General features: G+C 69.6%; 18 protein-coding genes. 7 read left to right on the top strand and 11 right to left on the bottom strand.

What is annotated here, in order from left to right; all coding sequences use genetic code 11:
* The 4 genes from HW577_RS01170 to HW577_RS01155 are packed head-to-tail and all read right to left on the bottom strand — an operon-like array spanning position 1 to position 5,035.
* Complete coding sequence (locus tag HW577_RS01170) at positions 1-1,611, bottom strand: ABC transporter ATP-binding protein (RefSeq protein WP_198374215.1); 1,611 nt, start codon at positions 1,609-1,611, stop codon at positions 1-3.
* Entirely contained in the window at positions 1,608-2,453 is an 846-nt protein-coding gene (locus HW577_RS01165; RefSeq protein ID WP_198374214.1) for an ABC transporter permease, read from the bottom strand. Before HW577_RS01165 ends, HW577_RS01170 begins: the two co-directional genes overlap by 4 nt.
* Positions 2,450-3,436 carry an ABC transporter permease gene (locus HW577_RS01160; protein ID WP_198374213.1) on the bottom strand — a complete coding sequence of 329 codons (987 nt, stop codon included), beginning with the start codon at positions 3,434-3,436 and terminating at the stop codon, positions 2,450-2,452. The genes HW577_RS01165 and HW577_RS01160 overlap by 4 nt, the downstream gene beginning before the upstream one ends.
* 9 nt (positions 3,437-3,445) lie before the next feature.
* Positions 3,446-5,035, bottom strand: coding sequence for an ABC transporter substrate-binding protein (locus tag HW577_RS01155; RefSeq protein ID WP_232474589.1), 1,590 nt, complete (start codon positions 5,033-5,035; stop codon positions 3,446-3,448).
* Positions 5,036-5,126: 91 nt separating this feature from the next.
* Here HW577_RS01155 and HW577_RS01150 point away from each other — a divergent pair, with 91 nt between their 5' ends.
* The 4 genes from HW577_RS01150 to HW577_RS01135 are packed head-to-tail and all read left to right on the top strand — an operon-like array spanning position 5,127 to position 10,388.
* A complete protein-coding gene (locus tag HW577_RS01150) occupies positions 5,127-6,161 on the top strand; it encodes a histone deacetylase family protein (protein WP_198374212.1) in 1,035 nt (344 codons plus the stop codon).
* A complete protein-coding gene (locus HW577_RS01145; RefSeq protein ID WP_198374211.1) occupies positions 6,158-7,168 on the top strand; it encodes a dipeptidase in 1,011 nt (336 codons plus the stop codon). The genes HW577_RS01150 and HW577_RS01145 overlap by 4 nt, the downstream gene beginning before the upstream one ends.
* 47 nt (positions 7,169-7,215) lie before the next feature.
* On the top strand, positions 7,216-8,790 hold the full coding sequence (locus HW577_RS01140; protein ID WP_198374210.1) for a YifB family Mg chelatase-like AAA ATPase: 1,575 nt from the start codon (positions 7,216-7,218) through the stop codon (positions 8,788-8,790).
* The gene (locus HW577_RS01135) at positions 8,787-10,388 is read left to right on the top strand and encodes a hypothetical protein (protein ID WP_198374209.1); all 1,602 of its coding nucleotides are present in this window, start codon (positions 8,787-8,789) and stop codon (positions 10,386-10,388) included. The genes HW577_RS01140 and HW577_RS01135 overlap by 4 nt, the downstream gene beginning before the upstream one ends.
* Positions 10,389-10,403: 15 nt before the next feature.
* Here HW577_RS01135 and HW577_RS01130 read toward each other — a convergent pair whose 3' ends face one another.
* Entirely contained in the window at positions 10,404-10,796 is a 393-nt protein-coding gene (locus tag HW577_RS01130; RefSeq protein WP_232474588.1) for a YraN family protein, read from the bottom strand.
* Positions 10,797-10,858: 62 nt separating this feature from the next.
* Between HW577_RS01130 and ggt the strand changes: the two genes are divergently transcribed.
* Both ggt and HW577_RS01120 read left to right on the top strand, forming a co-directional pair.
* Positions 10,859-12,496, top strand: coding sequence for a gamma-glutamyltransferase (ggt, locus tag HW577_RS01125; protein ID WP_332837298.1), 1,638 nt, complete (start codon positions 10,859-10,861; stop codon positions 12,494-12,496).
* On the top strand, positions 12,489-13,229 hold the full coding sequence (locus HW577_RS01120) for a hypothetical protein (protein ID WP_198374207.1): 741 nt from the start codon (positions 12,489-12,491) through the stop codon (positions 13,227-13,229). The genes ggt and HW577_RS01120 overlap by 8 nt, the downstream gene beginning before the upstream one ends.
* 6 nt (positions 13,230-13,235) lie before the next feature.
* On the opposite strand, the gene HW577_RS01115 is transcribed toward HW577_RS01120, so the two are convergent.
* Genes HW577_RS01115 through HW577_RS01090 form a run of 6 tightly spaced genes read right to left on the bottom strand, consistent with a single transcriptional unit; the run spans position 13,236 to position 19,933 of the window.
* Positions 13,236-14,267, bottom strand: a complete 1,032-nt coding sequence (locus HW577_RS01115; RefSeq protein ID WP_198374206.1) for an ABC transporter ATP-binding protein — start codon at positions 14,265-14,267, stop codon at positions 13,236-13,238.
* Positions 14,260-15,246, bottom strand: a complete 987-nt coding sequence (locus HW577_RS01110; protein ID WP_198374205.1) for an ABC transporter ATP-binding protein — start codon at positions 15,244-15,246, stop codon at positions 14,260-14,262. Before HW577_RS01110 ends, HW577_RS01115 begins: the two co-directional genes overlap by 8 nt.
* Positions 15,246-16,160: an ABC transporter permease gene (locus HW577_RS01105; protein WP_198374204.1), complete on the bottom strand. Its 915-nt coding sequence runs from the start codon at positions 16,158-16,160 to the stop codon at positions 15,246-15,248. The genes HW577_RS01110 and HW577_RS01105 overlap by 1 nt, the downstream gene beginning before the upstream one ends.
* 3 nt (positions 16,161-16,163) lie before the next feature.
* Positions 16,164-17,147 carry an ABC transporter permease gene (locus HW577_RS01100; RefSeq protein WP_198374203.1) on the bottom strand — a complete coding sequence of 328 codons (984 nt, stop codon included), beginning with the start codon at positions 17,145-17,147 and terminating at the stop codon, positions 16,164-16,166.
* 54 nt (positions 17,148-17,201) lie between these two features.
* Complete coding sequence (locus HW577_RS01095; RefSeq protein WP_198374202.1) at positions 17,202-18,785, bottom strand: ABC transporter substrate-binding protein; 1,584 nt, start codon at positions 18,783-18,785, stop codon at positions 17,202-17,204.
* Between the two features lie 59 nt (positions 18,786-18,844).
* Positions 18,845-19,933 (bottom strand): AI-2E family transporter, encoded by a 1,089-nt coding sequence (locus HW577_RS01090; RefSeq protein ID WP_198374201.1) that lies wholly within the window; start codon positions 19,931-19,933, stop codon positions 18,845-18,847.
* A gap of 105 nt (positions 19,934-20,038) precedes the next feature.
* On the opposite strand from HW577_RS01090, the gene otnI reads away from it, so the two are divergent.
* Entirely contained in the window at positions 20,039-20,815 is a 777-nt protein-coding gene (gene otnI / locus HW577_RS01085; protein WP_198374200.1) for a 2-oxo-tetronate isomerase, read from the top strand.
* Positions 20,816-20,890: the final 75 nt, after the last annotated feature.

Here is a 20,890-nt window from a genome sequence, read left to right as displayed (position 1 = left end):
TCAGGCGGCGATCACGGGCGGCGTCCAGTGGCGCCCCGGGATGCTGTCCAGCAATTGCTGCGTATAGGGGTGGCGGGGGTTGCCGAAGACCTCGACGGTCGGCCCCTGCTCCACGATCGCGCCGCGCTGCATGACGGCGATGCGGTCACAGACCTGCGCCGCAACGCGCAGGTCATGCGTGATGAAGAGCATGGTGAGGCCGAGACGCGCGCGGATGTCGGCCAGCAGTGCCAGAACCTGCGCCTGCACGCTGACGTCGAGCGCACTGACCGGCTCATCCGCGATCAGCAATTCAGGCTCCATGGCAAGCGCGCGCGCGATGCCGATGCGCTGGCGCTGTCCGCCGCTGAACTCGTGCGGGTAGCGGTCCATCGCGCCAGGATCGAGTTGCACCAGCCGCAGGAGGTCCCGTGCACGGGCCAGAGCCGCGCCACGCTCCATACCATGCGTGATCGGTCCTTCGGCGATGATCTCGCCAACGCGCCGGCGGGGATTCAGCGACGCGAAGGGATCCTGGAAGACCATCTGGATCTTCTTGCGATAGGGCTTCCAGGCGCCGCGCGAGAGTGGGCGGAGATCGGCGCCTTCGAAGATAATCTCGCCCTTCTCGGGTTCCACCAGGCGCACGACGCAGCGCGCGAGGGTGGACTTGCCCGAACCCGATTCACCGACCAGTCCGAGTGTCTCCCCCTTCCGCAGCGTGAAGTCCGCATCGTGCACGGCACGCACCACGGGCTTCGGCCCGAACCAGCCGCCAGACCGCCGATAGGTCTTTTCCAGCCCGCGCGCTTCGAGCACCAGCGGCGCGCTGCTCGGCGGCGCCACCGAGGATGCGGCGCCGTGCGGCACGGCGGCGATCAGGGCACGGGTGTAGGGGTGCTGTGGCGTGTTCAGGATCTCCGCCGCCGCGCCCTGCTCCACGATGCGGCCATGCTGCATGACGGCGACGCGGTCCGCGATTTCCGCCACCACGCCGAAATCATGGGTGATGAACATGACGCCCGTGCCGCGGCGCGACTGGATCTCCCGGATCAGGCGCAGGATCTGCATCTGCGTGGTCACGTCGAGCGCCGTGGTCGGCTCGTCCGCGATCAAGAGCGACGGTTCGAGTGCGAGCGCCATCGCGATCATCACGCGTTGCCGCTGCCCGCCGGAAAGCCTGAACGGATAGGCGCGCGCGGTCGCCTCGGGGTCCGGCAGGTTCACCGCCGCGAGCAGTTCCGGCACACGGCGCGCGGCATCCCCGCCCGCGCCATGCACGCGCATCGCCTCGGCGATCTGCTCCCCCACGCGCATGACGGGGTTCAGCGCGGTCATCGGTTCCTGGAAGATCATCGCCAGGCGCTGCCCGCGCAGGCGGCGCATCGCCTCGGGCCCCAGGGCGAGCAGATCCTTGCCTTCGAAGCCGATGCGCCCTGCCTTCACCGGCAGGCCCTTTGGCAGCAGACCCATGACGGCATTGGCGGTGATGGACTTGCCGGACCCGGATTCACCGACGACGCAGACGATCTCCCCCGGATTCACCGACAGGGTGATCTCTTCCACCGCGTGCGGCCGGTCGCCGCCGGGCGGAAGCGCAACAGTAAGGCCCTCGACGGACAGCAGGGTCATGCCGCCCCCCCGCGCTGGCGGGCGAGCCGCGGGTTCAGCGCGTCCGACAGCCCCTCCCCCACCAGGTTCAGCGCCAGCACGGTGAGAAAGATGGCGATGCCCGGAAAAACCGACATCCACCAGGCAAGGCGGATGACGCTTCGTCCTGCGCCGATCAGGAAGCCCCAGGTCATCAGATTCGGATCACCCAGGCCGAGGAAGGACAGCGCGCTTTCCAGCAGGATGGCGGAAGCGACCATCAGCGAGGACAGAACGACGATGGGCGAAAGCGCATTCGGCAGGATGTCAGTCAGCACGATGGAGATGCGCGACTTGCCGAGCACCTCCGCGGCCTGGACGAATTCCCGGTTTCGCAGGGAGAGGAACTCCGCGCGCACCACCCGGGCCACCGGCGGCCAGGAGACGACGGCGATGGCGAAGACGACCGAGGAGATGGTCGGCGTGAAGATCGCGACCAGCAGGATGGCGAAGACGAAGGATGGAATGGTCTGGAAGAATTCGGTGAAGCGCATCACCGCATCGTCCGCGACGCCGCCGAGATAGCCTGCGAAGGCGCCGAGCGTCACGCCGATCGAAAGCGCCGCGACGGTCGAAACCGCGCCCACCATCAGCGAGATGCGCGCCCCATGCGCGATCCCCGCCGCCACGTCGCGCCCGAGGCTGTCCGAGCCGAGCAGCATCCCTTCCTCACCCGGAGGCACGAAGGGCGCGGTCGCCATGTCCCATGGGCTGCCGGGGAACAGCAGCGGCGCGAGGCCCGCCAGCGCAAAGACCAGCGCCAGGATGACGAGACCCACCACGGCGCCGCGGTTGCGGCGGTAGCGCCGCCAGAAGTCGCTCATCCCTCCACCTCCACCCGCGGATCCACCACGGCGTAGAGAAGATCCGTGACCAGGTTGAACAGCACCACCATGACCGAGGTGCAGAAGAAGACCCCGAGCAGCACCGCGTAGTCGCGCGCGAGCAACGCATCGAAGGCGAGCCGGCCGATGCCCGGCCAGGCGAAGACGGTCTCGACCAGGATCGACCCGCCGATGAGCTGCCCCGCCTGGATGCCGGCGAAGGTGATGACCGGCAGCAGCGCGTTGCGCAGCACGTGCCGCCGGACCACTTGCCCTTCCGGCACGCCCTTGGCGCGCGCCGTCTTGACGAAATCCTGGTCCGCCACCTCCAGCATCGTCGCACGCGTCAGCCGTGCATAGACGGCGAGGTAGAACAGCCCGAGCGTCGCCGCCGGCAGGATGAGGTGCTTGCCCACATCAAGCACCGCCTCGAGGCCGCTGAGCTCAACGCCGACCGACGCCATGCCGAAGCTCGGAAGCCATTCGAGCCAGACCGAGAAGAACAGCACCAGCATCAGCCCCACCCAGAACAGCGGCGTGGCGTAGAAGGTCAGGGCGAGGATGGTGATGATGCTGTCCGCCCAGCGCCCGACGCGCCGGGCGGCGAGCGTGCCGAGTGTGATGCCCGCCGTGACGGCGAAGGCGAAGGCCGCGCCGGTCAGCAGCAGCGTCGCCGGCAGGCGTTCGGAGATCAGCTTCCAGACCGGCTGCTGCTGGCGGTGCGAAAAGCCGAGGTCGAGCGTAAGCACGCCCTTGAGATAGATCCACAGCTGCACGTGGAACGGCTTGTCGAGCCCGAACTGTTCGCGCAGCTGCGCGAGGAAGCGCTCATCCGCCGCCCCGGACTGCCCGGCGATCACACTCGCCGGGTCGCCGGGCGCAGCGTGGATGAGCAGGAAGTTGCACACGACGATGGCCAGCACCACGGCCACCGCCTTCACGCCGCGCCTCAGCAGGAAGCCCGGCAGACGCGAAAGCTCCATTCCCGGCGCTCAGCCGGCGATGAAGACGTCGTCGAAGGAGGTGTGCACGCCGAGGCCCGTGGTGATCACGTTCCGGACCCTCCTGTCGTGGATGGTCGGGAAGGCAAGCTCCATCAGCCAGATCTGCGGCACTTCCTCGACGAGAAGCTTCTGCACCTCGCTGAAGGCCGCCTGGCGCTCCGCCGCGGCGGCGGAGGCGCGCGCGCGCTGGAACAACGCATCCACCTGCGGGTTGGCGTAGCCACCCGTGTTGGTGAAGGTCACGCGCTGGATATTGGTCGAGACATAGGTGCGCTCGACGCCGAGTGTCGGGTCGCCGAACTGGTAGACGAAGTTGATGGTCGTCTCGTATTCCCAGTTCCCGACGCGCCGCGCCCAGGATCCGGCATCGGTGCTCTCCATGTCGAAGGCGATGCCGACATTGCGCATCGCCTGGCGGAGATACTCCGAAAGCCGCGTCCAGATCTCGCCGTAGGGCAGCGCCATGTGCTTCAGCGTGAAGCGCACGCCCTGCGCGTTCCGCGGGTACCCCGCTTGGTCCAGGATGCGGTTCGCCTCGGCCACGTTGAAGGCAGCGAGCCGCGCGGACGAATCATGGAAGCGCGTGGTGCTCGCGACCGGGTTGGTCGCCGGCTTGCCGACGCCGAACCAAAGCCGGTTGACGATGAAGTTGCGGTCGATCGCCATCGACATGGCGCGGCGGACGCGCGCGTCGTCGAGCGGCTTCACGCGATGGTTCAGCTCGATCCACGACAGCGGCGAGAAATACTCCCAGCCATTGGTGTTCACCTCGAGATTCTGCCGCTGGCGCAGCGCCGGGATGTCGAAGGGCTCGATATCGGAGGCCTGACTCAGCAGCACCTGGCCGGATTCGACGGCGAGGCGGCGGCTCTGGCTGTCCGGGATGATGCGGTAGATGATCGTGTCGAGGTAGGGCTGGCCCGGCTTCCAGTACTCCTCGTTGCGGTCCAGGCGGATGAAGTTGCCGCGCTGCCACTCCGTGAACTTGAACGGCCCCGTGCCGACCGGCCGCTGCACCGCGGGCGCCGTGCGATAGTCCCGCCCGTCGAACAGGTGCTTCGGCACCATCGCCGCCGCGGTCGCATCGAACATCAGCAGGAAAGGCTGGAAGGGCTGCTTCAGCACGATCCGCACCGTATGCGGGTCGCGCGCCTCGCAGGTCTCGATGAGCTGGAAGATGGCGCGCGCGCGCGGCGCCAGTTCCATGTGGAACTTCATGATGGAGAAGACCACGTCCTCCGCGGTGAAGGGCTGCCCATCGTGCCATTTCACGCCCTGCTGGAGGTTGAAGACGTATTCCTTTCCGTCCGGGCTGATGGTCCAGGACCGGGCGAGCAGCGGCATCGGCTCGAGCGTCGAAGAAAAGGTCAGCAGCCCCTGGAACATCTTTGGCGCGGCCGCGAGCGTAGGCCCCTGCTGGTTCACGCCGATCTGCAGAACCGGCGGCTCCGGCGTCAGCATCATCTGCAACGTGCCGCCGCGCCGCGGTGCAACGCCCTGCGCCAGCGCTTCGGAGGCGCGCATCAGGACGGGGGCGGTGGCAGCGGTGGCCATGAAGCCACGACGCGAGACGGCCATGATCATTCTCCCTGAGCGTGAAGCCAGGGAAGGCTATCCCCCGATCGCCCGCGTGGACAAGGCACGAAGCGCTGCCTAGCCTTGGAGCACGATGAAGACCTTCGCGCACGACTCCCAGGCAGGGCATTCGCCCGGTTTCTTCCTTCAGCGCGGCAAGGTTCGCCGCAACTTCGAGATCCCGGCGCGTGCCGCGGCGCTCGAAGCGGCGCTGCACCGCCTCGGCCTGGCGCCAGAGAAGGCGCCGCCGTTCGCCCCACGCGCGCTGGAGTCGGTGCATCGCGCCGACTATCTCGACTACCTCGCCTCGGCCGCGACCGAATGGGCGAAACTCCCGGATCCCGGCCCGGAGGCGGTCGCGAACATCCACCCGGTGCCCGAGATGGTCGCCCAGGGCGGCCGCACGGGTGCGAACATCATCGCCCGCACCGGCTGGTACACGGCGGACACCGCCTGCCCGATCGGACCAGGCACATGGGAGGCGGCGAAGGGCGCCGCGGCCTGCGCCCTTGCCGCAGCGGCCGAAGCCGCAAAGGGTGGCACGGCCTATGCGCTCTGCCGCCCGCCCGGCCACCACGCCTATGCGGGCCGCGCCGGCGGGCATTGCTACATCAACAACGCGGCACTCGCCGCCCAGGCGCTGCGGGATGCGGGTGCGGCGCGCGTCGCCGTGCTCGACATCGACAGCCACCACGGCAACGGCACGCAGGGCATCTTCTGGGAACGCGGCGACGTGCTGACCATCTCGATCCATGGCGACCCCGACAACTACTATCCCTGGTTCGTCGGCCGCACCGCGGAACGCGGCGCCGGTGCGGGCGACGGGCGCAACATGAACATACCCCTGCCCTTCGGCACGCCGGACGAAGGCTGGCTCGACGCGCTGCGCTACGCCCTCGCGCCCATCCGCGACTTCAAGGCCGATGCGCTGGTCGTCGCCCTCGGCTTCGATGCCTCGAAGGACGAGCCGCTCGGCGCGCTCGCCGTGACCGAGGAAGGCTTCTCCCGTGCCGGCCAGATGATCGGCGCGCTGAAGCTGCCCACCGCCATCACCCAGGAAGGCGGCTACAATGTCGATCTCATCGGCACGCTGCTCGAACGCTTCCTGACCGGCTGGAGCCAGGCATGACCGAAGCCGCCGCCATCCACGCCGCGACGCTCACGCTCGACACGCACATCGACATCCGCTGGCCTGAGCCGCCCGATGCGACCATGGAGACTGACCGTCGCGTCGACTTCCCGAAGATGCGCCGCGGCGGGCTGAAGGCTGCGGTCTTCATCGCCTATACGCCGCAGGGAAAGCGTGACGCGGAAGGACTCGCCGCCGCCGCGGACCGCGCCGATGCGATGCTGCGCCACATCCGCACCCGCGCCGACGGCACGACGCGCCGCTTCTGCGCGACAGCGGAGGAGTTGGAGGCGGCGCATGCGGCGGGCGCCCTCGCGGTGCTCTCCGCGGTCGAGAACGGCAACGCGCTGGCGCGTGACCTCTCGCGCCTCGCTTCCTGGCGCGCGCTCGGCGCCATCTACCTGACGCTGACCCATGACGGGCACAACGACCTCGCCGACGCTGCGCGGCCGAAGCCTGAGCTCGGCGACGCCATCGCGGAACATGGCGGGCTGTCCGCCCTCGGCCGCGCCGCGATCGCCGAGATGAACCGCGTGGGGCTGCTGGTCGATGTCTCCCATTCCGCCAAGTCTACGATGATGCAGGCGGCGGAGCTCTCCCGCGTGCCGATCGTCGCCACCCATTCCTGCTGCCGCGCGCTGTGCGACCATCCGCGCAACCTCGATGACGAGCAGCTCGACATGCTGCGCGCGACCGGCGGGCTCATCCAGATCACCGCGCTCGACGCCTTCCTCCGCTCCGCCCCGCCCGGCGGCAAGTCCCCCGCCACGGTCAGGGACATGGCCGACCATGTGGACCATGCCGTCCGGCGGATCGGAATCGACCATGTCGGCCTGTCTTCCGATTTCGACGGCGGCGGCGGCATCCCGGGCTGGAAGGACGCCTCCGACACGGCGAACCTGACGGCGGAACTCGTCGCGCGCGGCTATGGGGCGCGGGAGATCGACCTGCTCTGGTCCGGGAATTTCCGTCGCCTGATGCGCCTGGCCGCCCGCGCCGCACGATAACTCGCGGTTGAAATTTGCCGTTCGTTGCGCCACCGTTCCGTGGCGCCATGAGCATCGCCCGCATCGCCACCTTCGCCTTCGCCGGCATCGACCCCGTGCCGGTCGAGGTGCAGGTGCAGGTCGCGCCGGGCCTGCCCGCCTTCATCCTGGTGGGCCTGCCCGACAAGGCCGTGGCCGAAAGCCGGGAACGGGTGCGCGCGGCGCTGACGGGACTCGGCCTGTCGCTGCCGCCCAAGCGCGTGCTGGTGAACCTCGCGCCGGCGGACATCCTCAAGGAAGGATCGCATTTCGACCTGCCGATCGCGCTCGCCCTGCTGGCCGCGATGGACATCGTGCCGCGGGAGGAAGCGGCGGGCTACGCGGCGCTCGGCGAGCTTTCTCTCGACGGCGTGATCATGCCCGTCGCCGGCGTGCTGCCTGCGGCACTGGGTGCGAGCGCTCGCGGCCTCGGCCTGGTCTGCCCTGCGGCGCAGGGCGGGGAAGCGGCCTGGGCCGGGCGGATCGAGGTTCTCGCGGCACCCGACATCGGCGCCCTACTGAACCATTTCCGCGGCGTGCAACTGCTCGCACCGCCGCAGCCGCCGCCGCTCGCCACGGGGCCGCGCATCGGCCCGTGCCTGTCGGATGTGAAGGGCCAGGAGAGCGCCAAGCGCGCGATCGAGGTCGCGGCGGCCGGCGGGCACAACCTGCTGATGATCGGACCGCCGGGCGCCGGCAAGTCGATGCTCGCCGCGCGGCTGCCCGCGCTGCTCCCGGATCTGACGCCGTCGGAGGCGCTGGAGGTCTCCCTCGTGCATTCCGTCGCGGGAATGCTGGAAGGCGGGCGGCTCGTCACCCGGCCGCCCTTCCGCGACCCGCATCATTCGGCCTCGATGCCCGCGCTCGTCGGCGGCGGGGCGCGGGCGCGGCCCGGGGAGATCAGCCTGGCCCATCGCGGCGTGCTCTTCCTCGATGAATGGCCGGAATTCCCACGCCCCGCGCTGGAGGCGCTGCGTCAGCCCATGGAGACCGGGCGCACCGTGATCAGCCGGGTCCACGCGCATGTGGCCTATCCGGCGCGCTTCCAATGCATCGCGGCGATGAACCCCTGCCGCTGCGGCTACCTCGGCGAGGCCGGGCGCGAATGCGGCCGCGCCCCGCGTTGCGGGGAGGACTACCGCAACCGCCTGTCGGGTCCGTTGCTCGACCGCATGGACCTCACGATCGAGGTTCGCCCGATCCCGCCCGCGGAACTGACGCGCGCGCCCGCCGGCGAGACGAGCGCGATGGTCGCGCGCCGCGTGCAGGCCGCGCGGGATGCGCAGCGCGCCCGCTGGGGCGAAGCGGGGCCGGCGAGCAATGCGGAAGCCCCGATCCAGGACCTGCAGCGGCTTCTGGCGCCCGAGGCGGAGCAGTTGATGGAGACGGCGGCGACGCGCCTCGGCCTTTCCTCCCGCGCGCATGTCCGCACGCTGCGGGTGGCGCGCACCATCGCCGACCTGGCCGGGAACGCCGCGATCGGCCGGATGCATGTGGCGGAGGCGCTGGCCTTCCGGCAGCGGCTGCGCACGCCCGCAGCCGACAGGGATCCCGCGCGCGTGACGCTCACGCGCGCGCCGACGGATAAGGAGAACATTCCATGAGAGCCGTTCGCTGGACGCTCGCATTGTCCTTGCTGGCTGCCGGCTGCGGCGCGCCACGCGCCCCTGAATTGGATGTCGAGAGCCAGTGGTCGGACGCCATGCGGCGGCTCGGCCTCTTTGCGTTCTACCCGGCGACCGAGGACGTGCGGCCGGGCGACATCTACCTTCTCGTTCCGCCGCCGAGCGGTCTTTCGCCATGGTGGGGAAGGCAGGAGACGGCGCTCGTGCCTTGGGCGCGGCCCGACCACGATGGATCGCGGTTCAGTCTGCTTCGCATGGCGTCGCTAGGCCCTCTGCCGGCACGTCCGCGCACGTCACCTGATCCGATGACGGCGCTCGATCACTTGCGGGCCCAGCAGGAAGAACGTTTCCGTATTCAGCCCCTGCCCAGGGAAGAGGACAAACCTGCCGAGGGCGAGCGCCGCCAGCCTGGACAGCCGCCGCGCGGCCGCATCACCGACGCGCCGCCTGCCGATGCCCCCTATCACCTCGGCCACGCCGACCAGGCTTCGCTTCCGTTACGCCTGCAACGCAGCGCCATCCCAGCCCTGACAGTCGCGCGACTCACCGAGGCACAACTCGGCGCCGCCGGCATCTTCGGCAATTTCGCAGGCAATCTCGGGGTCTCCACTTCGTCCGAAGTTGCGCTGACGATCGCCCTCAGGGACGTCCAGGAACTCAACCTGGAAGCATGGCGCACCATCGCGCTCTACGAAGCGCATGCCCATGCGACGCTGCGCGATCGCGTTGGGCCGAACGAAATGCTGCTGTGGCTTGCCGCGCTCCGCGGCGGCCGCAACTGGCGCTACGACCTCGTCGACGAGGCCTGCAATGGCGATGTCGATGAATTGCGCGACCAGGGCGTCCAGGTCGCGGTGGTCACGCGCGTCATCTACGCCGGCGGCATCGAGTACAGCTTCTCCCGACGCGCTGCGACGGCGGTGCAGGCGGCGCTCGACCTGCAGGGGGCGCTGGCGCAGAACGTTCGCCAGCCGCCGCAGGTGCCTAGCGTCGTCGTGAACAACAACGGCGCGGGTGCACCGCGGCCTGACAGCCAGTCGCAAAACCAGACTCCGGGACAGACGACACCAGCAGCGCAGATTCGGGATGCGCTGGCCGCGCGCCTGGCTGGCCTGACCGGCGTGACGTCGGGAGAGAACGCGCGCGCCGGCGTCCGCACCAGCCTTGGCATCGGGACCTTCGGCAGCCTTAGCCTCATCGAGACCTTCAACCGCCCTATCGCGGTCGGCGCAGGCAGTCGTTTGGTCCTCGCCTTCCACCACGTCCTGGCCGGTGAAGAGGCGCCGGGGGCGCGCGGCACTCCGCAACTGAATGCTCGCTTCCGCGAGGCAGAGGCCTTCTGCCTCGCGCATTTCCGGATGCGCGGGAGGCAGGACTTCGACCGCGACGCGCTGTGGCGTGCCATGGCAAGAAATGACGCACCCGCCCCATCGACGGAGCGCTCAAGCCTTCTCGACGGCGGCGGACCGATTTCGGGACTCCGTGAACTCGGGCCTCGTGCGTCCGCCGCTGCTGCGCCGGCCGCCATCGCGCGAAATCCACGCGACACGCCCGAGCGCGTCCTGCGTGCACCGTAGCAGGAGGGTGGAGCCTCAATCCCCCACCCGGAACGCGTCGGCGATCCGTCGTGCCGTCCCGTCCGCGGCCACGATCACCACGTCGAATCGCACCCCGGCCGCGCCATGCCCGGGGTTCGCCGCCAGCCAGCATTCCGCCGCCGCCAGCAGCCGCGTCCGTTGCCGCGCGCCGAGCGCCAGCGCCGCCTCGCTCAGCGAAGGCCGCGCCTTCACCTCGATGAAGGCGAGCAACCCGTCGCGCTCGGCCACGAGGTCGATCTCGCCGGCCGGGGTCCGGGCGCGGCGGGAGAGCACCGCCCAACCTTCCCGCGTCAACGCCGCTGCGGTGATCGCTTCCGCATCGAGCCCCGCTGCCTGGGCACGCCGCCCGCGGATCAGGCGCCGCGTCCTGTCGCCGAAATCCATCATGGCGTTATGCTCGCGCGATGATCTGCCGCGCCGCCACCCTCCTTCTCCTGCTTCTCGCAAGCGTGACCGCCACTGCCGAACCGGCGCGGCGACACATGGTCGCGGCCGCGCATCCGCTGGCCGCCGAGGCGGGGCTCGCCGTGCTGCGGGATGGCGGCTCGGCCGTCGATGCCGCGGTCGCGGTGCAGATGGTGCTCACACTCGTCGAGCCGCAGTCCTCCGGTATCGGCGGCGGCGCCTTCCTGCTGCACTACCAGTCCGGTACCGGACGCATCGCGGCCTGGGATGGGCGGGAGACGGCGCCTGCCGCCGCGGGTCCGGACCTGTTCCTGCGCGACGGCCGGCCGATGCCGTTCCTCCAGGCGGTAGTGGGCGGTCGCGCCGTTGGCGTGCCGGGCGCAGTCGCGATGCTCGAGGCCGCGCATCGCGAGCACGGCCGCCTGCCATGGGCCCGGTTGCTCGACCCCGCCATTCGTTTGGCCGAACAGGGCTTCCCGATCAGCGCGCGGCTCGCGCGCGACATCGCGGGCGACATGCTGTTGCTGCGGCGAGATCCAGGGGCCTCCGCCTACTTCTTCGACGCGCAGGGGCTGCCGCTACCGGCCGGACATGTGCTGCGCAACCCGGCGCTGGCCGCGACGCTGCGCGCAATCGCCGAGCAAGGCGCCGCAGCGCTCGCGCGCGGCCCGATCGCGGAGGACATCCTCGCCGCGGTCACGCGCCATCCCTCCAACCCCGGCGTGATGGCGGCGACCGACCTGTCGACCTACGCGCCGCGCCGGCGGGATGCGGTCTGCACGCCCTATCGCCGGTATCGCGTGTGCGGCTTCCCGCCGCCCTCATCGGGCGGCGTCGCGGTGGCGCAGATCCTCGGCCTGCTCGGGCATTTCGACATGGCGCGGCTCGATCCGCGCGGCGCCGAGGCAGCGCATCTGATCGGGGAGGCTGGGCGCTTGGCCTTCGCCGACCGCAACGCCTACCTGGCCGATCCGGACTTCGTCTCGGTGCCGGTGCGCGGGCTGACGGATCCGGGCTACCTGACCGCGCGCGCGCAACTCGTCGACCGCGACCGTGCGATCGCCACGCCTCGCCCCGGCAATCCACCCTGGCGAGAGACGCGCTTCGCGCCCCAGGCGCAGGAGTTCGAGGCCGGCACGAGCCATCTTTCCATCGTGGACGCGGACGGCAACGCAGTCGCCATGACGACGACGATCGAATCGCTGTTCGGCGCGCGCGTCGTGGTGCGCGGCTTCCTGCTGAACAACGAGCTTACCGACTTCTCCTTCGCGCCGGAGCAGAACGGCCGGCCTGTCGCGAACCGCGTCGAAGGCGGCAAGCGGCCCCGTTCGTCCATGTCGCCCACCATCGTGCTCGACGATCAGGGGCGGCTGCATGCCGTCGCCGGCTCGCCGGGCGGTGCGCGCATCATCGGCTATGTTGCGCAGGCGCTGGTCGCACTTCTTGACTGGGGCATGACGCCGCAGGAAGCCGCCGCCCTGCCGCATGTGGGCACCATCGGCGGCGCGGTGGAACTGGAGGCCGAGACGCCGGCCGCCGCGCTGGCATCCGCGCTCCGCGCGCGCGGGCATGAGGTGCAGATCCGCGACATGGTCTCGGGCCTGCAGATCATCCGCGTGACGCAGGATGGGATGCTCGGCGGGGCGGATCCGCGGCGGGAAGGTATCGCGATCGGTGACTGAGGCCGCTCCCTACGGCGTCGCGAAGGTCCCGGCGCCGCCCGAGGTGCTGGAGCGCATCCGGCGCACCGCGGACGAGAACGCCGAGGGAGAAGGCCGCACGCTGCTGCGCGGCCTCCTCGCCGTCGCGCCCGTGCTGCTCATCGTCTATGGCGCGATCGTGCTGCTTGACCTGGCCTTCGGCATCATCGAGCCGGCGCACTGGATCGTCCTCGTCATGGGCAGCACGATCCTGATCGTGCCGATGCTGCTGATGCACCTGCGCGACGCGCGGGAGGCGAAGGCGGCCATGGCCGCGACCGCCGCGGCGCAGCGCCGCGCGGCCGAAGCCGGCGAGGCGATGCGGCACGAACTCCGCCGCGACACGCGCCACTGGTTCGTCGAACACGAGCACGGCGTGATGCTGGTCTGCCCCGCCGATGACCGCCGCACACTGTTCCTCGACGTCTCCAGCATCAGCGACGACGAGCGCCACGAGGCCTGGTTCGCGCCGGGCCGCATCCACACGGATCGCTGGGTGTGGTTCACCGCGGGCGATGCCAGCCCACCGATCGGCTTCGAGGCGACCGGCACGCCCTTGCCGCCCAACAGCCTGGAAGCCGCGGCGGGGCGCTACGACCCCGAGGATGCCGTGGCGCTGTTCGAATTCCTCGGCAGTCCCGCCGATGGCGGCCTTGTGCGCAAGCCCTTCGCGACGGTCGATGCCTTCCTCCGCGCGCGGATCGCGCAGCGCTAACCCGGATCAGGCGGCGTCGCGCACGATCGCGGGCATCGGCATGGCGTCGTCCCGCCCTTCCTCGACCGCGTGGCAGGCGACCATCGCATCCCCCGCCGGCTTCATCTCCGGCCGTTCCCGCTTGCAGCGGTCGTTCGCGAGGGGACAGCGGGGATGGAAGGCGCAGCCAGAGGGCGGCGTGATGGGTGACGGCACCTCGCCACCCACCGGGATGCGTTCCCGCCCCGTCATGTCGAGGTCCGGGATCGCTTCCATCAGCGCGCGCGTATAGGGGTGTCGTGGGCGCCGGAACAGGCTCTCCGCCGGCGCGAGTTCCGCAAGGCGGCCGAGATACATCACCCCGATCCGGTCGCTCACCTGCCGGACCACGGCAAGGTTGTGGCTGATGAACAGGAAGGTCAGCCCGAGCCGCTGCTGCAGTTCCTTCATCAGGTTCAGGATCTGCGCCTGCACCGAGACGTCGAGCGCGCTGGTCGGCTCGTCGCACACCAGGAATTCCGGGTTCGAGGACAGCGCCCGCGCGATCGAGATGCGCTGCCGCTGCCCACCCGAGAATTCATGGGGGAACTTGTCGCCGTCCAGCGGCGAGAGGCCCACCTGGGTCAGCAACTCCGCGACGCGCGCTTCCTCCTGCGCCTTCGTCGTCACCAGGCCGAAGGCGCGGATCGGCTCGGCGACGATGTGCTTCACGCGCCAGCGCGGGTTCAGCGACGCGTAAGGGTCCTGGAAGATCATCTGCATGCGCCGGCGCTGGTCCGCCGAGGCGCGCGCAGCGCCGAGATCCCGCCCGTCGAAGCGCACGGAACCGGCCGTCGGCGTGTAGAGGCCGACCGCCAGCCGCGCGACGGTGGACTTGCCGCAGCCGGACTCACCCACGAGCGACAGCGTCCTGCCCTTCGGAATGTCGAAGGAGATGCCATCGACCGCGCGGAGCGTACGCCGCCCCTCCCGCGCGACCATACGCTGGAGCAGCGGGCGGGAGACGTCGAAATGGCGCGAAAGGTCGCGCGCCTCGAACATCGGCGGGGCGTCAGCCATGGGGCACCTCCGACGCGTAGAGCCAGCAGGCGGCGCGCGTCGTGCCGGCGTCCATCAGGTCCGGCCGTTCGTCGGCGCAGCGGGAGAACACCTTGGGGCAGCGCGGATTGTACGCGCAGCCGCGCGGGATGGCGGAGAGGCGCGGCATGGCGCCGTCGATCTGCGCAAGCCGCTCGACGCGCCGGTCGAGCGGCGGGATCGAGGCCATGAGTCCGGCGGAATAGGGATGGTTGGCGTGCTTCACCACCTCCCGCACCGGGCCGATCTCGGCGATACGGCCGGCATACATCACCGCGACGCGGTCCGCGGTCTCCGCGATCACGCCCATGTCGTGGGTGACAAGCATCATGGCTGTCCCCTTCTCCCGCGCCAGGGTCTTGAGCAGCGCGATGACCTGCGCCTGGATCGAGACGTCGAGCGCGGTCGTGGGTTCATCCGCCACGATCAGGCGCGGTTCCGCGCAAAGCGCGAGCGCGATCACCACCCGCTGGCGCATCCCGCCCGAGAATTCATGCGGGTAGCTATCGATGCGCTGCGCCGCGGCCGGGATGCCCACCAGTTCCAGCCACTCGATGGCGCGCCTGCGTGCTTCGGCCGGGTTGATGGGCAGGTGGGTCGTCATCGTTTCGGTCAGCTGCTGGCCGACCGTGTAGAGCGGGTTCAGCGTCGTCAGCGGGTCCTGGAAGATCGCGCCGATCTCCTTGCCGCGGATGCGGCGCATCTGCTCGTAGCGGAGGTTGTCTATTCGCTTCCCATTGAGCAGGATCTCGCCCCTCGCAATCCGCCCGGGCGGCTCCAGCAGGCCGATGATGGCGGCCCCTGTCATGGACTTGCCGGCGCCGGATTCGCCGACCACGCCAAGAACCTCGCCCGGCGCAATGGAGAAGGACACGTCGTCCAACGCGACCAACGTTCCCCGCCGCGTGGGAAATTCCACGCGCAGGTTGCGCACTTCCAGCAGGGGGGCGGCGTTCGACATCAGCGCAGCTTCGGATTGAGGGCGTCGCGCAGCCAGTCGCCCAGCAGGTTGACGGAGAGCACCATCGCGATCAGCGCGACGCCGGGGAAGATCGTGATCCACCACTCGCCCGAGAACAGGAAGTCGTTGCCGATCCTGATCAGCGTGCCGAGCGATGGCTGGGTCGGCGGTACGCCGACGCCGAGGAAGGAGAGCGTCGCCTCCGACAGTATGGCGAGGCCGAGATTGAGCGTCGCGACCACCAGCACAGGACCGATCACGTTGGGCAGCACGTGGCTGACCATGATCCGCGCCTTGGGCACGCCGATCACGCGCGCCGCCTGGACGTATTCCTTGTTACGCTCGACCAGCGTCGAGCCGCGCACGGTGCGAGCGAATTTCGGCCATTCGCTGATGCCGATGGCGAAGATCACGACGAAGAGCGCGATGTCGGCATGCACTTCCCGCGGCAGCACGGCGCGCACCACGCCATCGACCAGCAACGCAACAAGGATCGAGGGGAAGGTCAGTTGGATGTCGCAGATGCGCATCAGCAGGCTGTCGATCGCACCACCGACATAACCGGCCAGAAGCCCGAGCGAGACGCCGAGCAGCGTCGCGAAGACGGTGGCCGAGATGCCCACCAGCAACGAGACCCGCGCGCCGTACATGATCGCCGAGAGCACGTCCCGCCCCTGGTCGTCGGTGCCCAGGACGTAGTCCCGCGCCCCTTCCTCGGTCCAGGCCGGCGGCTTGAAGGCGTCGATCAGGTTGAGGCTGGCGAGGTCGAAGGGATTGTGCGGCGCGATCCACGGCGCGAACACCGCGCCCAGGATGCAGATAGCGGCCACGATCGCCGAGAGGACGGTGACCGGCGAGCGGGTGAAGGAAAACCAGAGGTCGCTGTCGAAGAAGCGGCGGAGGGTCTCGGCCATGGCTCAGTGCCCCCCCTTCCCGCGCCCGATGCGCAGCCGCGGATCGACCGCGTAGTAGAGCAGGTCCACGATCAGGTTGATCGTCACGAAGACCAGGGAGATGAGCAGCAGGTAGGCGCTCATCACCGGAATGTCGGCGGCACCCACCGACTGGATGAACAGCAGCCCCATGCCCGGCCACTGGAACACCGTCTCGGTCACGATAGCGAAGGCTATGATCGCGCCCAGCTGCAAGCCGACGATGGTGATGACGGGCACGAGCGTGTTCTTGAGCGCATGGCCGAAATGCACCGCGCGGTTCGGCAGGCCGCGGGCGCGGGCGAACTTGATGTAGTCCGCGCGCAGCACCTCAAGCATCTCGGCCCGCACCAGGCGCATGATCAGCGTCAGCTGGAACAGTCCGAGCGTAATCGCCGGCAGCACCAGCGCCTTGAGGCCCGAGACCGTCAGGAAGCCCGTGGTCCAGGCGCCGAGCCGCACCGTGTCCCCTCGCCCAAAGGAGGGCAGCCAGCCGAGCCAGACGGCGAAGACGAGGATCAACAGGATACCGATCAGGAAGGTCGGCAGCGAGACGCCGATCAGGCTGAAGGTCAGGAAGAAGCGCGACAGCCAGGAATTGCGATACAGCCCCGTGTAGACCCCCATAGGCACGCCCACGAGCAGCGCGAGCACGGCCGCGGTGAAGGCGAGTTCGAGCGTCGCCGGCGCGCGTTCCGCGATCAGGTCGGCCACCGGCCGCGACAGGCGGTAGGACAGGCCGAATTCCCCCTGCGCCGCATTGCCGATGAAGGTCGCGAACTGCACCCAGAAGGGGCGATCCAGGCCAAGCTCGGCCACCAGCGCGTCACGCTGCGCCTGGGTGTAGTCCTGGCCCAGCATGATCGCGACCGGGTCGCCGACATAGGCGAACATTGCGAAGGAGATCAGCGCGACCGAGAGAAGGACGGGCAGCGCCTGGAGGATGCGGCTGACGATGAAGGCGAACATGGGTGCACTCCGATCCGGGCGCGGCCATGCAAGCGCCGCGCCCGGTACGCTGCTTCAGTTCATTCGCGCCCAGCGGAAATAGGGCTGGTTGTTCGCCATGTGCGGGATCTGGAAGTTGGACCGCATCGCCCATGGGATCATCTGGTGGTGCAGCGGGATGTGCGGGACGTCCTCGCGATAGATGCGCAGCGCCTCGCGGATCGCGTTGTTCCGCGCCTCGCCCGACTGGTTCACCATGATGTCGATCAGCTGGTCCATCCGCGGGTTGGAATAGCGCCCATAGTTCCAGATGCCGTTGCCCTGCCCGCCGTCGCGGGAGCGCAGCAGCGACTGGAAGGAGTAAAGCGCGTCGAGCGTCGGCACGCCCCAGCCGAGCAAATAGATCGAGCTGTCGTCGCGCTGGATCTTTGGGAAGAACAGGTTCAGCGGCATGGCGTTCAACTGCGCCCGCACGCCGACCCGCGCCCACATGGCGACAATCGCCTGGCAGATCTGCTCGTCGTTGATATAGCGGTTGTTCGGGCAGTCCAGCGTGATGCCGAAGCCGTTCGGATAGCCCGCTTCGGCCAACAGCGCGCGGGCGCGCGCCTGGTCGTAGGGCAGGCGCACATCCTCCTCCTGCACATAGCCGTTGACCTGGGGCGGGAAGAAGGTGCCGGTCACGACCGATTGGCCGCGCATCGTCGTGCGATGGATCGCCTGGATGTCGATCGCTTGGTAGAGCGCCTGGCGAACGCGCAGGTCGCGCAGCGGGTTGCGGCCGCGGACATCGCTGTAGAGAAGTTCGTCGCGGTGCACGTCCATCGCGAGGAAGATGGTGCGAACCTCCGGTCCCTCCAGCACGCGGATGCCCTGGGCGGCGCGCAGCCGGTTCAGGTCCTGCAGCGGCGGGTCGAGCACGAAGTCGATCTCGCCCGACAGCAGCGCCGCGATGCGCGTCGCGTCGGAGGAGATGGGGCGGTAGATGATCTCGGTGACGTTGCCTTCGCGGCTCGCCGGTTCCTGCCAGCCCCACCAGTCATTGTTGCGGACAAGGATGGTCCGCACGTCGGGCTCCCGCGTCTGCAGGCGGAAGGCGCCGGTGCCGTTGGTGGCACGGACCGTGTGCATCTCCTCGCGCGCGCGGGTGTTTTGCGGGCGGGTCGCGTTGTGCTGCTCCGACCAGGCGCGGGACATGATGAAGACCGAGGCGATCTTGTTCGGCAGGATCGGGTCGGGCACGCGGGTGATGACGTCGACCACGAAGGGCTCGGCCTGCACGGCGCGGTCGATCGTGTCGACGAAGATGCCGTAGTTCGAGGTCGGCGCCTGCGCGCGGGTGATGCTGAACACCACGTCTTCGGCGGTGAAGTCCTGGCCCTCATGGAACTTCACGCCCTCGCGCAGCCAGAAGCGCCAGCGATTGGGCTCCACCTGCTCCCACCGCGTGGCGAGGCCGGGGGCGAGGCCTAGGTCCTGGGTGCGCTGGATCAGCGGATCGTAGATCTGCTGCAGCACCATGGTGACGGTGCCGAGGTTCTGGCTGTGCGGATCCATGGTGTTCGGATCGCCCGAGGCCGACCAGCGCACGGTCCGCGCCTCCACCATCCCCGCGCCGAGCGCCAGGCCCAGCGCAGCCGCCATCAGCAGCTTCCGCATCCCTTTTTCTCCCTCGTGGCGCCAGCCCGGCAGGCCGGCACGTCCCTGGAAGCCGGCGCCTATAGGGCCGGCGGCGACGGGGGGGAAGGGGTTTCGCCCTTCCGCCCCCCCGTCCCGGCGAATTGCAGCATGAGCGTATAGCCGACCGCCAGAACCACGGGGCCGAGGAACAGCCCAAGGAAGCCGAAGGCCAGCACGCCGCCGAGCGCTCCCATCAGCGTCAGCAGCAGCGGCAGGTTCGCCCCCCGGGCGATCATCCAGGGCCGGATGAAGTTGTCCACCGAGGAGATCACCAGCCCGCCATAGAGCCCCATGAAGATCCCCCAGCCTGTCTGCCCCTGGGTCAGCAGCCAGAGGCTCGCCGGTATCCAGATGAGCGGCGCGCCGACCGGCAGGATCGAGATGACGCCCGCCACCACGGCGAGCAACACCGGCTGCGGCACGCCCGAGATCGCGAGGCCGATCCAGGTGAGCACCCCCTGCGCCACCGCGGTGCCGACCAGGCCCCAGACCACGCCGCGCGTCACGTCGGCCGCCAGGCGCAGCATCCGGATGCCGGTCGCCCCGCCCAGCCGCCGCATCAGCGCCTTCACATGCACGGCCATCGCCGGCCCGTCGCGATAGAAGAAAAAGGCGAGGAAGATCGCGAGCAGCAGTTCCGCGAGGCCCGACAGTACCGCGAGCAGGATCGACAGCGTCTGCTGCGTGATGGTCCCGGCATAGGGGCGCAGCAGGCCGGTCAGGCCCAGAAGGTCGAACTCCCCCTCCCCGATCCAGCCGCGGATGTATCCGCCCACCAGCGGCAGCCCGGTCAGCCAGGCGCCGAGGCCGGGCAGGCCCTCGGTCAGCAGCCCCTCGATATCCGCGCGCAGCGCCTCGACCTCGTCGCGGCTCGTCGGTGCGGCAAGCACGATCGGCAGCCCGACCAGCAGGAACATCGCCAGCACCATCAGCGCAGCGGCCCAGGACGGACGGATGCGGGCCCTGTCGCGCAGGAAGGCGAAGATCGGCCAGGTGGCGAAGCTCAGGATGACGGCCCAGAGCAGCGCCGAGATGAAGGGCCGCAGCACGAGTAGGCAGGCGACGCCGAGCGCCGCGAGCGCCGCCATCCCGACCAGGCGCGCCGCGCGCGGTGTATCCATGGGCATGGACGATATCTTGCATGAAGCGCGTCAGTGGCGCGAGGCAGGGCTGGCCCGCGCGCCGGCGCGCGACTAGCCTCCGCCCGAGAACGCCCAGGGGGAACACCAGCCATGCCGCGCTTCGCCGCGAACCTCTCCATGATGTTCAACGAAGTCCCCTTCCTCGACCGGTTCGACGCGGCGGCGAAGGCCGGGTTCAAGGCGGTGGAGTTCCTTTTTCCCTACGACTTCCCGGCCGCAGACATTGCCGCGCGGCTGAAGGCCAACGGTCTGTCGCAAGTGCTGTTCAACGCGCCGCCCGGCGACTGGACGAAGGGGGAGCGCGGCATGGCCGCCCTGCCCGGCCGCGGCCAGGAATTCCGCGAAGCGATCCTCAAGGCGCTCGATTACTGCGCGGCGCTGTCCTGCCCGCGCCTGCACGTCATGGCCGGGCTGAAGCCTGATGGCGTGCCGATGGACACGTTGACCGCGACCTACGGCGCCAACCTCGCCTGGGCGGCGGAGGAATGCGCCAAGGCCGGCGTCAAGCCGGTGATCGAGCCGATCAACCACCGCGACATCCCCGGCTTCTTCCTCAACACCACCGACCAGGCGGCGGCGATCATCAACGCGGTGGGGCCGGACAAGGTCGGCATGCAGTTCGACCTCTACCACTGCCAGATCACGGAAGGTGACATCGTCAAGCAGGTCGAAAAGCACCTGCCGCTGATTGCGCACATGCAGGTGGCCGACAATCCCGGCCGCAACGAGCCCGGCACCGGCGAGGTGAACTGGCCCTTCGTGTTCCGCCGGATCGACGACCTCGGATTCCGCGGCTGGATCGGCTGCGAGTACCGGCCGGCGGCCGAGACGGTCGCAGGCCTCGGCTGGTTCGCGCCCTATCGCTGAGAGGCCGCTACCGCGCCTGCGCCACGCGGCCCGGCGCCGCGCGGGGCGCGGCCTGCTGCGGCGCGGCGCGGCGCG

Source organism: Neoroseomonas rubea (assembly GCF_016106015.1).
In the GTDB taxonomy this organism is placed as follows: domain Bacteria; phylum Pseudomonadota; class Alphaproteobacteria; order Acetobacterales; family Acetobacteraceae; genus Neoroseomonas; species Neoroseomonas rubea.
The sequence above is the reverse complement of the archived record's forward strand: the minus strand, read 5'-3'. Positions and strand labels throughout refer to the sequence as shown.

Excerpts from the sequence above, each read along its gene's own strand:
- HW577_RS01170 (WP_198374215.1), bottom strand. The coding sequence starts at position 1,611 with ATGACCCTGCTGTCCGTCGAGGGCCTTACTGTTGCGCTTCCGCCCGGC.
- HW577_RS01165 (WP_198374214.1), bottom strand. The coding sequence starts at position 2,453 with ATGAGCGACTTCTGGCGGCGCTACCGCCGCAACCGCGGCGCCGTGGTG.
- HW577_RS01160 (WP_198374213.1), bottom strand. The coding sequence starts at position 3,436 with ATGGAGCTTTCGCGTCTGCCGGGCTTCCTGCTGAGGCGCGGCGTGAAG.
- HW577_RS01155 (WP_232474589.1), bottom strand. The coding sequence starts at position 5,035 with ATGGCCGTCTCGCGTCGTGGCTTCATGGCCACCGCTGCCACCGCCCCC.
- HW577_RS01150 (WP_198374212.1), top strand. The coding sequence starts at position 5,127 with ATGAAGACCTTCGCGCACGACTCCCAGGCAGGGCATTCGCCCGGTTTC.
- HW577_RS01145 (WP_198374211.1), top strand. The coding sequence starts at position 6,158 with ATGACCGAAGCCGCCGCCATCCACGCCGCGACGCTCACGCTCGACACG.
- HW577_RS01140 (WP_198374210.1), top strand. The coding sequence starts at position 7,216 with ATGAGCATCGCCCGCATCGCCACCTTCGCCTTCGCCGGCATCGACCCC.
- HW577_RS01135 (WP_198374209.1), top strand. The coding sequence starts at position 8,787 with ATGAGAGCCGTTCGCTGGACGCTCGCATTGTCCTTGCTGGCTGCCGGC.
- HW577_RS01130 (WP_232474588.1), bottom strand. The coding sequence starts at position 10,796 with ATGATGGATTTCGGCGACAGGACGCGGCGCCTGATCCGCGGGCGGCGT.
- HW577_RS01115 (WP_198374206.1), bottom strand. The coding sequence starts at position 14,267 with ATGGCTGACGCCCCGCCGATGTTCGAGGCGCGCGACCTTTCGCGCCAT.
- HW577_RS01110 (WP_198374205.1), bottom strand. The coding sequence starts at position 15,246 with ATGTCGAACGCCGCCCCCCTGCTGGAAGTGCGCAACCTGCGCGTGGAA.
- HW577_RS01105 (WP_198374204.1), bottom strand. The coding sequence starts at position 16,160 with ATGGCCGAGACCCTCCGCCGCTTCTTCGACAGCGACCTCTGGTTTTCC.
- HW577_RS01100 (WP_198374203.1), bottom strand. The coding sequence starts at position 17,147 with ATGTTCGCCTTCATCGTCAGCCGCATCCTCCAGGCGCTGCCCGTCCTT.
- HW577_RS01095 (WP_198374202.1), bottom strand. The coding sequence starts at position 18,785 with ATGCGGAAGCTGCTGATGGCGGCTGCGCTGGGCCTGGCGCTCGGCGCG.
- HW577_RS01090 (WP_198374201.1), bottom strand. The coding sequence starts at position 19,933 with ATGCCCATGGATACACCGCGCGCGGCGCGCCTGGTCGGGATGGCGGCG.
- otnI (WP_198374200.1), top strand. The coding sequence starts at position 20,039 with ATGCCGCGCTTCGCCGCGAACCTCTCCATGATGTTCAACGAAGTCCCC.